The sequence below is a fragment of the Pantoea sp. Ep11b genome (assembly GCF_040783975.1).
Classification (GTDB): domain Bacteria; phylum Pseudomonadota; class Gammaproteobacteria; order Enterobacterales; family Enterobacteriaceae; genus Pantoea.
Genome location: NZ_CP160631.1, coordinates 586,061 through 601,142, shown reverse-complemented (window position 1 = coordinate 601,142; position 15,082 = coordinate 586,061). Strand labels below are relative to the sequence as shown.

Genomic DNA, 15,082 nt, shown 5'->3' with positions numbered 1-15,082 from the left:
CTTTACTCTTCATCGAGATGCTCTTTGATCATCACCAGGAAAGGTTTACCAAAGCGCTCCAGTTTGCGATGCCCGACGCCGTTAACGCTCAGCATCTCTGAGGCGCTGACCGGCATCTGCTCTGCCATCTCTATCAGCGTGGCGTCGTTAAACACCACATAAGGCGGAATATTCTCTTCATCCGCAATCGCTTTTCGCAGCTTACGCAGCTTGGCGAACAGTTTGCGATCGTAGTTGCCACCCTGAAACTTCGCCGGGCCGCTGCTTTTGGTTTTCGCGGTAATCAGACGCGGCACCGCCAGCATCAGGGGCACTTCGCCCCGCAGTACCGGACGCGCCGCTTCAGTGAGCTGCAGGGCGGAATGCATGGCGATGTTCTGCGTCACCAGCCCCAGGTGGATGAGCTGACGCAACACGCTGACCCAGTGTTCGTGGCTCTGATCTTTACCCAGCCCGTAGACCGGCAGTTTGTCGTGGCCCTGTTCGCGGATACGCTGGTTGTTCGACCCGCGCAGCACCTCGACGATGTAGCCCATCCCGAATCGCTGACCGACGCGATAGATGCCGGAGAGCGCTTTTTGCGCCTCGACCAGACCGTCATAACGCTTGGGCGGATCGAGACAGATATCGCAGTTACCGCACGGCTGCTGGCGACCCTCACCGAAATAGTTCAGCAGCACCAGACGACGGCAGGTCTGCGCCTCAGCGAACGCGCCCATGGCATTGAGCTTGTGGCGTTCGATATCCTGCAGCGGCCCGGGCACTTTCTCTTCCAGGCATTTACGCAGCCAGGCCATATCCGCCGGATCGTAAAGCATCATCGCTTCTGCCGGCAGGCCATCCCGACCGGCGCGCCCGGTTTCCTGATAGTAGGACTCGATGTTGCGGGGGATGTCGAAGTGCACCACAAACCGGACGTTAGGCTTGTTGATGCCCATTCCGAAGGCGACCGTCGCCACCACGATCTGCAGATCGTCACGCTGAAACGCTTCCTGCACCCGGCTACGCTGTTCGCTGTCGATCCCGGCGTGGTATGCCCCGACGCTGAATCCCCGGCTTTGCAGACGCGCGGCGGTGTCCTCCACCTTCGCCCGGCTGTTGCAGTAGATAATGCCGCATTTGCCACGCTGATCCTGCACGTAGCGCAGCAGCTGATCGGTGGGCTTGAACTTCTCCACCAGGGTGTAGCGAATGTTGGGGCGGTCAAAACTGCTGATCTGGATCAGCGGGTCCTGCATATGCAGCAGGTTAACGATATCGTTGCGGGTGGTTTCGTCTGCGGTGGCGGTCAGCGCCATCACCGGTAACGCCGGGAAACGCTGACGCATCCTGCCGAGTGCGCCATATTCCGGCCGGAAATCGTGGCCCCACTGAGAGATACAGTGCGCTTCATCCACCGCCAGCATCGCGGGTTGCCAGTGCGCCAGATTCTCCAGGAAGTTATCCATCATCAGACGCTCAGGAGCGATATAGAGCAGCTTAACCCGACCCGTGCGGCAGTCCGCCATCACGGCCTGCTGCTGCTCGCGCGTCATAGTGGAATTAAGACAGGCAGCCGCCACGCCATTCGCCAGCAGCTGATCGACCTGGTCTTTCATCAGTGAGATCAGCGGGGAAACCACCAGCGTCAGCCCCTCGCGCACCAGCGCCGGGATCTGATAACAGAGCGATTTACCGCCGCCGGTGGGCATAACCACCAGACAATCGCGCCCGTTCAGCGCCTCATTAATGATCGTCTGCTGACCGGGACGAAACTGCTGGTAGCCGAAGGTATCCTGTAATACCTGCTGCGCCAGCGCTTCCTGATTGAGAACTGCCGAGGTTGCCACGCGATTCCTGTCTTACGTTAGGGATTAGAACAAGTCGTTAAGCGTTACACCCACACCCAGACGCGTCTGGCGATGGTTGTAATCGATCAGTGATTCACCGTAGCCGCTGAATACCTGAGTATAGAAGCGAACGTGCTCGCTGATAGGGTAGCTCCAGCCCAGGGTGGCGCCGCCATAACCGCTGTTCCAGTTATAGTTGCCCTCTACGCTGAAGATGTTGTCGCCCAGTTTATAGCCCAGACGGGTGCGGTAATAGCCCATATATTTGGTGATATCGGGATTGTCATCGTTGTTGGCCCCGTCAGGGATACGATACCAGGGCTTGATCTCCACCAGGAAGTTTCCGTTCTCGGCCATCAGACGCGCATAAACGCGGTTCCAGCTTCGTGAGGTCGGGTCGCTGCGTCCGTTGGATTCATGATTCAGACCCACTTCCACATCACGCAGTGTCCAGCCTGCCAGCGAATAGTCCGTGGCCCAGCCCAGAAAAATCTGCGGCTCATAGTTGGTTTCACGGAAAGGCGATGACTCGCCGCGATTCGACAGCTGCCACCAGGAGCGCTGGGTATAGGACGCGGCCAGCACCGAGTTGTCGCCCAGAATGCCGCGCCACAGCGGAAACGCCAGGCTGAGCTGGAATTTCACCTCATCCTTGCGGGCATTTTCTCCCCAGTTATAAGAGGAGATCGCCTCTTTGTTCATATCGCTGGTGTAGGTATAAAGCAGATAGTTGTTCTCATACGGGTAGAGAACAAAGGGGTTATCGTGCTTCTCCAGCAGGTTAGCAATAATGCTTCCCTGAACCTCTGGCGCGTCATGAACCTCTTTAATCTGGGCTTCATCCGCCTGCGCCAGCGCAGGGAAGATCAACATAGCCGCCAGCAAGGCGCGATGCTTACGCATAAAATTCTCCGGTGAGCGCTGCGTATCAAAATAACTGAAAGGGTGTCGTAAAAAGGAGGCCATTCTACACGCAAATGGCAGTGAGCATGAGTGCTGATTTCTTAAACTGGAAACACCCCCGCAGGCGGCATAGAATACACAACTCATTAACGTTCCGCGCCCCTCTGGCCCGATTTTTTCAGGACACATCATCATGTCATCACCCGTGCTGACACCGCAGGACGCTCGCCAGCTGGTCGGCGAAATTTTCGTTTATCACATGCCGTTTAATCAGGCGCTGGGCCTGGAGCTGATGCGCCTTGACGCCGACTACGCCGAGATCAGCTTCAGTAACAAAAGCATGCTGGTAGGCAACCAGGTGCAGCAGATCCTGCACGGCGGCGTGATCGCAGCCGTGCTGGACGTGGCGGCGGGCATGGTCTGCGTCAGCAATGCCTTAACCCGTCAGGAGAGCATCAGCGAAGCGGATCTGCGTCACCGGCTGTCGCGCATGGGCACCATCGATATGCGCGTCGACTATCTGCGCCCCGGACGCGGCGAGCGTTTTACCGCCACCAGCAGCCTGCTGCGCGCCGGAAACAAAGTCGCCGTGGCGCGCGTAGAGCTGCACAATCAACAGGGTGACTATATCGCCACCGCTACCGCCACCTATCTGATCGGCTAATCATTTCTGGATTTCACATGGATACGCAACAGACCCGCCAGGGCATCTTTTTTGCCCTGGGCGCTTATTTTATCTGGGGCATCGCGCCCGCCTATTTCAAGCTGGTAAAACAGGTTCCGGCAACGGAGATCATGACACATCGGGTGATCTGGTCTGCACTCTTTATGCTGCTGCTGATCACCGCAAGCCGCAGCTGGCCGACAGTCCGCTCGGTAGTGCGGCAACCCAGAAAAATGCTGCTGCTGGCGGTCACCGCACTGACGATTGGTGGCAACTGGCTGCTGTTTATCTGGGCGGTCAACAATCAGCATATGCTGGAAGCCAGCCTGGGCTACTTTATTAACCCACTGATCAATGTGGTGTTCGGTATGCTGTTTCTGCGTGAGCGTTTTCGACGCCTGCAATGGCTGGCGGTGCTGCTGGCTGCCGTCGGCGTGCTGGTGCAGCTGTGGCAGTTTGGCTCGCTGCCGATCATTGCGCTCGGTCTGGCGCTGAGTTTTGCCGTGTATGGGCTGATGCGTAAGAAGATTCAGGTCGATGCGCAGAGCGGTATGCTGATTGAAACCCTGTGGCTGTTTCCACTGGCGACGCTCTATCTGTTTGGCTTTGCCGACAGCAGCACCAGCCATCTCTCCGCGAATCCGCTCAGTCTCAACCTGATGCTGATCGCAGCGGGCATTGTCACCACCATCCCGCTGATGCTGTTTGCCGCAGCCTGTACCCGACTGCGGCTCTCGACCGTCGGCTTCTTTCAGTATCTTGGCCCGACGCTGATGTTCATCCTGGCCGTCGCGTTTTACGGTGAAACGATCACGCCGGACAAGATGGTCACGTTCGGCTTCATCTGGCTGGCGCTGCTGGTGTTTATCTGCGACGCGGTGGCGTTTTCACTCCGTGCCCGTCCGCGCATAGCGTGAAATAAAGCGGGCTAACGCTGGCCCGGTCAGCAGGATGGTAAAAAGACGCAGCGTCTGTAACGCCATCACAAACGCCATGTTGACCTGGGTGCCTGCCGCAATAATCGCCACCGTGTCCAGTCCGCCAGGGCTGGTGGCGAGATAGGCGGTCATCAGATCGATATCCAGCATCTGCGTCAGCATCCACGCCAGCCCGCCACATAACAGCATCAGCCCGAAGATCGAGGCCAGCATCTGTGGCAGCGTGCGCAGGGCCAGCAGGAAAATCGGTCGGGTAAAGCGCAGCCCCACGCTCCAGCCAATCAGCGCGTAAGCCACCGCCAGCAGCCATTCCGGCACCTGCAACGCCACAAGATCGCTGCCGTTCAGCAGCGCGCCAGCCAGCGCAGGCAGCAGCAGCGCGCCAGAGGGGATGCGCAGACGGGTGCCCAGCCACGCGCCCGTCAGCATTATCACCAGGGTCAGCGCAAAACCGTAATTCAGGGCGGGAAACCAGGCTAACGACACGCTGTGCGCCTGATCGCCCAGCCCGATGCGCGCCACCAGCGCCGCCGCTGACGCGACAAACAGCACCCGCAGATACTGCATAAACGCCACCAGCCGCACGTCCGCACCGAAGTCACCCGCCATCGCCACCATCGCCGACGCGCCACCCGGCGACGATCCCCAGGCGCCGGTCGGACCGGGCAGATGGCTGAAGCGCACCAGCAGAAAGCCGGAGAGGCCGCTGGCCGCCAGCGTCAGCAGCAGCACCATCACAATAATCGGCCACTCCTGAATCAGCGGCGTCAGGATCGACGGCGACAGGCTCCGGGCGATCATACAGCCCAGCACGGCCTGAGCCAGCAGGAACAGCCGTTTATAAATCCGCAGCGTAGCGCCCGACAGCCCCATTACGACACCGACAACCATCGGCCCCAGCAGCAGCGCGGCTGGCACATGGAAAACGTGCAGCACCGCGCCGAGCAGCACCGAGATCAGTAGCAGCAGCGTCCACTGCACAGGCAACGACAAAGCATCCATAAGAAGTTAATTATTTGTAAAAACAGAAGGGTGAGATTACGCAGAAAAGGGGACGGGAGCCAGTAAAACGGGCCATCTCAGATGGCCCGCTACGTTATTACAGCCAGTTTTTACGCTTGAAGTAGAGATAGGGCGCGAGGCCGGCCAGAATCATCAGGCCAATCGCGCCGGGATAGCCAAAGCTCCACTTCAGTTCCGGCATAAATTCGAAGTTCATTCCGTAGCTGGAAGCCACCAGGGTCGGCGGCAGGAAGACCACGGAAACCACCGAGAAGATCTTGATGATGCGGTTCTGCTCGATGTTGATAAAGCCCATCGCCGCCTGCATCAGGAAGTTCACCTTCTGGAACAGCGACTCGTTATGCGGCAGCAGCGATTCGATATCGCGCAGGATTTCGCGCGCCTGCTCCAGCTGGTTGCCCGGCAGCCGCGCTTTACGCACCAGGAAGTTCAGGGCGCGCTGGGTATCCATCAGACAGAGGCGCACCTTCCAGCCGATATCTTCCAGCTCAGCCAGCCGTGACAGCGCCTGATCGTACTCTTCGCCCTGCTGACCTTCCATGATCACCCGGCTGAGTTTCTCCAGCGCGCTGTAGATGTTCTCGATCTCGTCCGCCAGCTGCTCGATTTTGGTCTCAAACAGATCGAGCAGCAGCTCAAAGGCGTTGCCGTCGATCAGGGTCTGGTTGCGGGCGCGCATGCGGTAAAGACGAAACGCGGGCAGTTCACGTTCGCGCAGCGTATAGAGCCGGCCTTCACGGATGGTGAATGCCACGGTGGAGTTACCGGCATGATCGTCAGCATCTTCATAGAAGAAGAAGGAGTGGATATGCAGACCATCTTCATCTTCGAAGAAACGCGCCGAGGCCTCAATATCTTCCAGCTCAGGCCGTGTCGCCAGGCTCTGGCCCAGTTCGGACTGCACCCGGTCACGTTCGCCCTCTTCCGGCTCGATCAGATCGACCCAGACCGAGGTGGTCAGTTTGTCGTTTTCGTCTTCCAGCTCCAGTCGCGTCAGGCGGCTGCGATCCAGTTTAAATGCGCTTAGCATAGCAATACTCCCCATTGCAGACTAAATGGGACAAGGCTGTCCGCCGTTCCTCAACAGGAACCGGCAACCTGAACACGGAAACAGAGTTTCAAAGGTAAATCAGTGCTGACTCGTGCGACGGAATCAAAAGGGAGGTCGCTGATAACCGCTAAGGCTACCCGCGTAAAGAGGTAGCCTTAGATGTTATGCCTGCTAAACAGGTCATTGAGCCAGCATCGACTGGGCGTGTCCAAGGCATTGTCCTCTCATGATAATAGTGGGCGCATGTTACGCTGAGACGAAAAAGCCGTCAACCGCACGCTAAAGCGTTTCCAGCTTCGCGTAGGCCGCCACCAGCCACTTGATTCCCTGCCCCTGAAACGCCACCTGCAGACGGCTGTGCTCGCCGCTGCCTTCCAGATTGATGATGGTGCCTTCACCAAATTTAGCGTGGTGAACACGCTGGCCCAGCGCGAATCCGCTGTCATTTTTGGTCACCGGGGCGCCCATCCGCTGATGGTTCACCGGACGGCTGACGCTGGCGCGCAGACGCACCTCTTCGATGCAGGTTTCCGGCAGCTCACCGATAAAACGGGAAGGCCGGTGATACACTTCCTTACCATAGAGTCGGCGGGTTTCGGCGTAGGTCAGCGTCAGTTTGAGCATGGCCCGGGTCACGCCGACGTAGGCCAGACGACGCTCCTCTTCCAGCCGCCCGCCTTCGTCCAGCGACATCTGGCTCGGGAACATGCCCTCTTCCATGCCGACGATGAACACCTGGCTGAACTCCAGCCCTTTCGCCGAGTGCAGCGTCATCAGCTGAACCGCATCCTGCCATTTGTCGGCCTGACCTTCGCCTGCCTCCAGCGCCGCATGGGATAAGAAGGCCTGCAGCGGCATCAGATCCTCATCTTCATCCTGATAGCTGAACTGACGTGTGGCGGTCACCAGCTCCTCAAGGTTTTCGATGCGCGCCTGGCCCTTCTCACCTTTCTCCTGCTCATACATCAGCCACAGGCCGGAGTCTTTGATAACCCGGTCGGTCTGAACATGCAGCGGTAAATCGGCGGTTTCGGTGGCCAGTGAATCGACCAGCTCACAGAAGCGTTGCAGGGCGGAGGCGGCGCGACCCGCCAGCGCACGGCTCTGCAGCAGTTCGCGGGTTGCCTGCCACAGCGTCATCTGGCGTTCACGGGCCGTCTGACGCACCACATCCAGCGTACGATCGCCCACGCCGCGTGTCGGGGTGTTAACCACACGTTCAAAGGCGGCGTCATCATTGCGGTTCGCCATCAGACGCAGATAGGAGAGCGCATCTTTGATCTCCTGACGTTCGAAGAAGCGCATACCGCCATAGATGCGGTACGGCAGGCTGCTCTGCAGCAGCGCCTCTTCCAGCACGCGCGACTGGGCGTTGCTGCGATAGAGGATCGCGCAGTCGTTGAGTGCGCCGCCGTTCTCCATCCAGACCTTGATACGATTTACCACAAAGCGCGCTTCATCCAGCTCATTAAAGGCACAGTAGATGGAGATCGGTTCGCCGTCGCTGCCTTCAGTCCAGAGCTCTTTGCCCAGACGGCCATTATTGTTGGCGATCAGGGCGTTGGCGGCTTTGAGGATATTGTTGGTCGAGCGGTAGTTCTGCTCCAGTCGGATCGTTTCTGCTGCGGGGAAATCCTGCAGAAAGCGCTGGATATTCTCGACCTGCGCGCCGCGCCAGCCGTAGATCGACTGGTCATCGTCGCCCACGATAATCACCCGGCCGCTGTCGCCCGCCAGCATCCTGATCCAGGCGTACTGAATGTTGTTGGTGTCCTGAAACTCATCCACCAGCACGTTGGTAAAGCGTTCGCGGTAGTGATTAAGGATGTGCGGCTTGTTAAGCCACAGCTCATGGGCGCGTAGCAGCAGCTCAGCAAAATCGACTAATCCGGCGCGATCGCACGCTTCCTGATAAGCCTGATAGATGCGCAGCCAGGTCTGCTCGATCGGGTTGCCGTAGCTTTCGATATGCTTCGGCCGCAGGCCTTCATCTTTTTTACCGTTGATGTACCACATGCCCTGACGCGCAGGCCACTGCTTCTCATCAAGGTTCATCGATTTGATCAGACGCTTGAGCAGGCGCAGCTGATCTTCGCTGTCGAGGATCTGAAAGTCCTGTGGCAGACCGGCATCAAGATGGTGGGCGCGCAGCAGACGATGCGCCAGACCGTGAAACGTCCCGATCCACATGCCGCCCTGGCTGGTGCCAATCAGCTGCTCGATACGGTGACGCATTTCCGCCGCCGCTTTGTTGGTAAAGGTCACCGCCATAATGGAATAGGGTGAGCAGTTCTCGACCGACATCAGCCACGCAATGCGATGCACCAGCACCCGCGTTTTGCCACTGCCCGCGCCTGCCAGCACCAGCAGGTTACTGCGCGGAGCCGCAACGGCAGCGCGCTGATTGTCATTCAAACCATCGAGCAGTTCAGAAACGTCCATAAGCACCGTTTACCAGAGAAAAAACGCCGTCGTCGCGCTGTTGCGTTCGCCTGCCGCAGGGTTGTCGACGCAGCAAACACCGCGACACAGACGCCGGATCGGAGACGGCGACAGCGCAGAAAAGAGATGACGACTGGATAAATTTACAGCCATTATAGCAGTGAGGTGAGTGATGCCAACCGCGAAATTTCAACATGCGGTAACAGACGCGCATCCGGGATGTGCATCAGATTGCCCTGCCGCAGATTAATCCAGCACGCCTGCAGCCCACAGCGCAGCGCACCCGCCACGTCAGTGGTGAGGTCGTCGCCCACATGCAGAATGTGCTGTGGCGCGATAGCCAGCCGCTGCGCAGCAAGCTGATACATATCCTGCCACGGCTTGGCGCGTCCGTCCGGTCCGGCGCGCAGGGTAAACCGGAAGTACCCGGCGATCCCCATTTTTTCCGGGCTGGCGTTGCCGTTGGTGATCGCCACCAGCGGCACTTTTTCCGCCAGCGCTTTCAGCGTCTGGTGCGTCTCATCCGGCATCTCAACCTGACTGCGCCAGTGGTGGAACACATCCATCACCTCTGTCGCACCCGCGCTGGCGTCAGCGGCAGAGAGGCCGGCATTCAGCATCGCCAGCTCGACCGAGCGGCGTCGCCACTCCGACACATCGTGATAGATCTCAGGCTCACGCAGCAGCAGCTCGTCACGCAGACGCTGATAATCCTGCGGCGTGAAGCTACGCAGCGCCGGATGATACGCCTGCAGCGCCGCGTGGGACGCCAGGGTCGTGCGACGGATCACCGGATGGTTATCGTAGAGCGTGTCATCAAGGTCGAAAGTCAGGGCCTTAATGGCCGACAGCGGACGATAAAACTTCATTCGTTCTTTCCTCGTTTGGCGCGGGGATGCGCAGCGTCATACACCGATGCCAGATGCTGGAAGTCGAGATGGGTATAGATCTGCGTCGTTGACAGGTTCGCATGCCCTAGCAGCTCCTGCACGGCGCGCAGATCGCCGCTGGACTCCAGCAGGTGCGTGGCAAAAGAGTGACGCAGCTTATGCGGATGAATATGGCTGGCGACACCCTGCCGGATACCCCACTCTGCAAAGCGCTTCTGCACATTGCGGGGCGAGATGCGGTTGCCGCGCGTCGAAAGAAACAGCGCATCATCCTGACCGCCAAAGGCTTCACGCAGCGGCAGCCAGTGCTGGATCCAGGTGATCGCCGTGCGGCCAATCGGCACCCGACGCTCTTTGCTGCCCTTTCCCACCACCCACACTTCGCCGGAATCGAGATCGACGTGGCGGCAATCCATGTTCACCAGCTCAGAAAGGCGCAGCCCGCCGCCATACATCACTTCGAGCATCGCCCGGTCGCGCACGGCCAGCGGATCGCCTAAGTCGATCTCCAGCAGCTGATTGACCTCATCAACATCGATGTTCTTCGGCAGATGACGCGCTTTGCGCGGGGTCATCACCCCTTTGGCCGGATTAGCGGCAAGCAGACCCTGGCTCACCTGCCAGTCGAGAAAACTGCGCAGGGCTGAAAGACGCAGCGCGAGGCTGCTGGCGGAAAGTCCGGCACGACGGCTGCGCGCCGCCATGCTGCGCACCTGCGCAGGCTCCAGTGCAGCCCAGCTGCTGAGCTTCATCTCATCAGCAATGGCCACCAGCGCGGCAAGCTGTCGCGCATAGCTGCTCTGGGTCAGAGGGCTGAGCTGGCGCTCCACCTTCAGGTAGCGCAGAAATCCGTCGATGGCCTCCTGCAGCGCCTGACTCATACGCGCTCAACCCAGCGGGCGAGCAGGCCCGGCATCATCTGTGACAGATGCTGCAACAGCAGCGTGCCCATACCCGATTGATAGTGCTGGCTGTCACGGCTGCTAAATACCAGCACGCCGAGTTCGCCCTCTTCGCCCATCAGCGACATCGCCACCGAGCCAATCGCTTTGGCCTGCGGCAGCAGCAGCAGCAGTTCCGGCCCGTTGAGGCTGCCGAGATAGTGATGCTGATTACCGAAGCGCTGAATGCGCAGCGGCTCAAATGCCTGACGCGACAGGCTCAGCTGGAAGAAATCGGAGGGTGCGCCCAGCAGCCATTTGTCGCTGAACAGCCGCACATTCGCGCCCGCCAGGCCCAGCTCACGCGCCCAGCGATGCAGACGGTTGAGCATATCCTGCAGGGAGTCCGCCGCGGCCAGATGGCTCTCCAGCGACAGCAGACGATCAAAGAGTTCGTGGTTGGCGCTGGCCTGTTCCATCAGCAGCGTGATCTCTTCTTCCAGCCGCTGGATATGGTTACGTTGCCGTGCCATATGCCACTCGACAAGCGACACGCTGCCGCGCACCGGGTGTGGCACGGTCATTTGTTCAACTTCGCGGGCATTGCGGATAAAGAATTCGGGATTCTGCCGCAGGTAATCACTGACGGCCTGATCGTCCAGCAGAACCGAACTGTCAGCCTGCTCTTCGATATTTTTCATAGATGAATAAACCCATCATAGACGTGTGTGGCAGGCCCGGTCATATAGAGCGGCTGACCGGCCCCTTTCCAGGTGATATGCAGCGTTCCGCCAGGCAGATCCACACGGACTTTCGGTGCCAGAATGCCCTGCTGAATGCCGCACGCAACGGCAGCACAGGCGCCGCTGCCGCACGCCTGCGTTTCACCCGCGCCGCGTTCATAGACGCGCAGGCGGATATGCTCGGGATTGACGATCTCCATAAACCCGACGTTGACGCGCTCCGGGAAGCGTTCATGGCTCTCCAGAATCGGCCCCAGCAGCGCGACCTGCGCGGTTTTAACGCTGTCGACCTGAATGACGCAGTGTGGATTGCCCATCGACACCGCACCCAGCATTACGGTCTGTTCTGCCACCCGCAGCAGATAGAGATTTTCCGCTTTATTGGCGCGGAAAGGCACCTGCTGCGGCTCAAAGTTGGGCTCGCCCATGTTCACACGCACCTGGTCATCAGGCGTGACGGTCAGGACCATGCGACCATTCTGGGTACTGACCCGGATGTCACTTTTGTTGGTCAATCCTTTCAGCTGCACAAAGCGGGCAAAGCAGCGCGCACCGTTGCCACACTGTGCCACTTCACTGCCGTCGGCGTTGAAAATACGATAGTGGAAATCGAGGTCGGGATCGTAAGGCGGTTCAACAATCAGCAGCTGATCAAAACCGATCCCCAGATGGCGGTCGGCCAGCCGGCGGATCAATTCCGGCGAAAAAAAGATATTTTGTGTCACCGCATCCACAACCATAAAATCGTTGCCGAGACCGTGCATTTTGGAGAACTGCATTTTTTGCTCCGCCGGATAAGCCATCAGATTAGTTCGCTTTTACGCCTGCATTGCCGGTTACCAGTCCGCCCACATCGGCTTTAGTGGCATCGGCTTTCTGACGTTCGGTCGGTGCCTGCTGTTTCTTCGGCTGATCCTTCGGCGGGAAGTAGAGCGGTCCTTTCAGGCCACAACCTGCAAGGCTGATTACTGCCACTGTCATGGCCAACAGGCTTATTACTTTCTTCATTCTTTATGCTCTTCATGTCCTTTACCTGGATGCTTATCATCGCAGTTGAAGGTGGAAAAGCAACAGGAAATCCCCGCAAATAGCGTGAACCGGGTGACAGGCCAGAAAGAGAGCGGCCACCTGCGGAGCGCAGGCAGCCCGTCAGCATCAATGCACCTGATAGCGCGGTTGATAGTCGCCGTTGTCGTTGTCAGGCTGCGACGTGCAGAGCTGCGTCAGCGTCTGACTGCGGAACGGAATCACCTGGAATCGCTCCCCGGTATTTACAATCTGGTAGAACTGCGGCAGGTTGAAGTTGATAAAGCTCGACCCATAGGTAAAACGGTCGTGCGACGAAGAGTAGAACCGGCTGACGTCGCGCACCAGCTCCTCTTTGCTGCCTTCGCAGTGATGATAAACCTCAACCCGGTTGGTCTCATCGAGGATATAGATGTTGAAGCCACGCTCATCGGTCGTGTTCTCAAAGAAGAACTGAATGATCCCTTCGCTGGCGTAGCCGTTGACCACCGGCGGCAGCGGCGTCTGATTGGTTTCGACTTTGATCGACAGGCCATGCAGCTTGTTGTTGGAGATCGCGCCATAAAACTCCACCGCGTTTTCCAGCTTCTGCACCGAAACGCTCATGCGTTCGAAGAAGAGCCCCCACGTCTGGCCCGCCATACGCAGGGCTTTGAAGCGGCCCGGCTCCTGACGTGTGCTGGAAAGACGCAGCTCGATACATTCTGACACCAGCTGCTGGACGCGCGTACGGATCAGCCCGCGCAGATGCTGGCTGTAACAGAACACTTCCACCGTATCGGGCGGCGACGCATCCTGATGCATCTTGCCCAGAATGGTTTTCAGCCCTTCGATCATCGCCTGTTCGCCGCTGAAGTGCAGCGTACGCACCTCATTCCAAGAGTTGCGATAGAGCAGATCGATACTGCCAATCAGGCACTGCTGCTGCTGACCAAAGCTGAAGACGTCCAGCTTGCGGAAGTCGAAGTGCACCACCTGATTGCGGAAGGCCGCCGTCGGATCGTGCTCAAGGTTGACGATAATCGCAAGGTGGCGGATTTCGCACGGGCTGTAGAGCGCTTTTGGCGTCGGCGCAGGCAGACGCAGCGGGAAGTGGCTGGAGACATCGTTCACCAGCTCCTGCAGCCGCGCCAGATCACAGATCTCGTTGCCTTTAATATGCAGCCGGGTTTTACGGGTCAGCAGACCGTTGAACCACGCCCACGCCACCAGCTTGTTCAGGTAGCGGTTATATTCCAGGGGCTGATGGCTGATGATCGAATCCATGTCCGGCGCCTGGTTATAGAGATACCAGCCGGGACGGTTGGCGCGGCCAGGCGGCACATGAATAAAGGTCAGATTAGGCTCGGAGAGATCGGGCGAGATCTGAGGGTTAACCAGCGTGACCTTTCCCGGCAGCGCCTCGAAAGCCGCATAGAGTTTACGGGTCAGCACGCCGATATCCTGCGGGCTGGCGCTGACGCTTAAATTGTTGCGACGGGCAAAGCGGATCAGGTTGCGATAGCTCTGCATCATCGCATCCAGCAGTTCGTTATGCGCTTCGCGCACCCGCTCGATTTTCCACTCTGCACGGTTGTCCAGAATGGCAATCTTCTCTTCGTTCCAGCCCCAGGCTTTCACCAGCTGCGATAAAATTTCGCGGCGCCAGCCGGTGCGTTGCTGATGATCATCAGTGCTGAGTTTTTCGCACACTTTCAGGTAGAAGCAGCGGCGCACCAGATCAAGACGCGGCTGATCGTCGATGCTGGTCAGATAATCGGTGACCCGCTCCAGCATCATGCAGTAGGGATCGAGCCCGAAACAGATAATTTCGCCGTCATGCAACCGCTGTTTGATATCCATCGCCAGCAGCTGTGTATTGGGATATTCCCAGCTGTAGGCTTCCAGCAGCAGCGTTTTCAGCACCGCTTTATAGGGGGAGTCGATGCTCTTATAGAGCTGCCACAGGCTGGCACCGAAATACTCTTCGGCCGAGAGCGTGCCAAGGCCACCCAGGTCGAGCCACTCATTCGGGGTCAGTACGCCTTTGGCATACAGCGACATCACATAGTCGTCGTAGTGATGCTCTTCTTCGCCCGGCACCATGTTCCACAGGATGCGTTTACCGGCCATGCGAACCGCCGTACGGTAGAACTCATCCAGCAGTAAAATGTGTTGGGTCGAACCGCAATCTTCTCCGCCCAGGCTGCCACTTTCGTTGTGGCGGAAACGGTTCTCATCGATCAGGAAGAAACTGACTTCCACGCCCATAGAGACGCACCACTTCTGCAGCAGCGTGCATTTGCGCTGCAGGTTCAGGCGCTCTTCATTATCCAGCCAGGATTGATGGCAGACCCAGATATCGAGATCCGACACGCTGTTCTGGCCGACAGAGGAGGTGCTGCCCATGGAGTAGATAGCCGTGATCGGCCTTTCGCCCTTCGGCGCATCGGCATGGCGCAGGTCACTGTCGCCGGTCAGGTCAGCCAGCAGCTGGCATTGGTTTTCATCAGGCGTGAAAAAGCTGATGCCATGTGGAACGTTACCTTCAAGGTAACCTGGCATCTGCGGATGTTGATAATGTAATAAGGTTGGCAGCAGACTGTAGACACGCTGAAAAGCGGGCCCCATGGCAGCCAGCGCACGATCAACGCGCAGCTGGTTGATTGCATCCAGTCTCTGTTTCAGTGTCTCAATATAGAGGTACAAGACG

Annotated in this window: 14 protein-coding genes; 2 read left to right on the top strand and 12 right to left on the bottom strand. The window is 58.4% G+C overall.

Annotated elements, in window-relative coordinates; all coding sequences use genetic code 11:
• Window positions 1-2: 2 nt before the first annotated feature.
• Complete coding sequence (gene recQ / locus AB1748_RS02800; protein WP_111139762.1) at window positions 3-1,829, bottom strand: ATP-dependent DNA helicase RecQ; 1,827 nt, start codon at window positions 1,827-1,829, stop codon at window positions 3-5.
• A 24-nt stretch (window positions 1,830-1,853) separates the two neighbouring features.
• Window positions 1,854-2,732 (bottom strand): phospholipase A, encoded by an 879-nt coding sequence (pldA, locus tag AB1748_RS02795; RefSeq protein WP_111139763.1) that lies wholly within the window; start codon window positions 2,730-2,732, stop codon window positions 1,854-1,856.
• A gap of 193 nt (window positions 2,733-2,925) precedes the next feature.
• Here pldA and AB1748_RS02790 point away from each other — a divergent pair, with 193 nt between their 5' ends.
• Window positions 2,926-3,396, top strand: coding sequence for a thioesterase family protein (locus AB1748_RS02790; RefSeq protein WP_111139764.1), 471 nt, complete (start codon window positions 2,926-2,928; stop codon window positions 3,394-3,396).
• 17 nt (window positions 3,397-3,413) lie between these two features.
• Entirely contained in the window at window positions 3,414-4,313 is a 900-nt protein-coding gene (gene rarD, locus AB1748_RS02785) for an EamA family transporter RarD (protein ID WP_367395975.1), read from the top strand.
• Here the strand turns inward: rarD and AB1748_RS02780 are convergent.
• The 10 genes from AB1748_RS02780 to AB1748_RS02735 form a co-directional block, all read right to left on the bottom strand.
• A complete protein-coding gene (locus tag AB1748_RS02780; RefSeq protein WP_367395974.1) occupies window positions 4,284-5,336 on the bottom strand; it encodes an AbrB family transcriptional regulator in 1,053 nt (350 codons plus the stop codon). The genes rarD and AB1748_RS02780 overlap by 30 nt on opposite strands.
• A 97-nt stretch (window positions 5,337-5,433) precedes the next feature.
• A complete protein-coding gene (corA, locus tag AB1748_RS02775; RefSeq protein WP_111139770.1) occupies window positions 5,434-6,387 on the bottom strand; it encodes a magnesium/cobalt transporter CorA in 954 nt (317 codons plus the stop codon).
• Between the two features lie 176 nt (window positions 6,388-6,563).
• Window positions 6,564-6,620: a YsgD/CorL family protein gene (gene ysgD / locus AB1748_RS02770; protein WP_353887304.1), complete on the bottom strand. Its 57-nt coding sequence runs from the start codon at window positions 6,618-6,620 to the stop codon at window positions 6,564-6,566.
• A 67-nt stretch (window positions 6,621-6,687) separates the two neighbouring features.
• Window positions 6,688-8,850 carry a DNA helicase II gene (uvrD, locus tag AB1748_RS02765; protein WP_128085406.1) on the bottom strand — a complete coding sequence of 721 codons (2,163 nt, stop codon included), beginning with the start codon at window positions 8,848-8,850 and terminating at the stop codon, window positions 6,688-6,690.
• 152 nt (window positions 8,851-9,002) lie between these two features.
• A complete protein-coding gene (gene yigB, locus AB1748_RS02760; RefSeq protein ID WP_111139768.1) occupies window positions 9,003-9,719 on the bottom strand; it encodes a 5-amino-6-(5-phospho-D-ribitylamino)uracil phosphatase YigB in 717 nt (238 codons plus the stop codon).
• A complete protein-coding gene (gene xerC / locus AB1748_RS02755) occupies window positions 9,716-10,621 on the bottom strand; it encodes a tyrosine recombinase XerC (protein WP_293774081.1) in 906 nt (301 codons plus the stop codon). Before xerC ends, yigB begins: the two co-directional genes overlap by 4 nt.
• Window positions 10,618-11,322 carry a DUF484 domain-containing protein gene (locus AB1748_RS02750; RefSeq protein WP_111142003.1) on the bottom strand — a complete coding sequence of 235 codons (705 nt, stop codon included), beginning with the start codon at window positions 11,320-11,322 and terminating at the stop codon, window positions 10,618-10,620. The genes xerC and AB1748_RS02750 overlap by 4 nt, the downstream gene beginning before the upstream one ends.
• Window positions 11,319-12,143, bottom strand: a complete 825-nt coding sequence (gene dapF, locus AB1748_RS02745; protein ID WP_111142006.1) for a diaminopimelate epimerase — start codon at window positions 12,141-12,143, stop codon at window positions 11,319-11,321. Before dapF ends, AB1748_RS02750 begins: the two co-directional genes overlap by 4 nt.
• A 28-nt stretch (window positions 12,144-12,171) precedes the next feature.
• The gene (locus tag AB1748_RS02740) at window positions 12,172-12,372 is read right to left on the bottom strand and encodes a lipoprotein (RefSeq protein WP_111142002.1); all 201 of its coding nucleotides are present in this window, start codon (window positions 12,370-12,372) and stop codon (window positions 12,172-12,174) included.
• A 147-nt stretch (window positions 12,373-12,519) separates the two neighbouring features.
• Window positions 12,520-15,078, bottom strand: a complete 2,559-nt coding sequence (locus AB1748_RS02735; protein WP_293774076.1) for a class I adenylate cyclase — start codon at window positions 15,076-15,078, stop codon at window positions 12,520-12,522.
• Window positions 15,079-15,082: the final 4 nt, after the last annotated feature.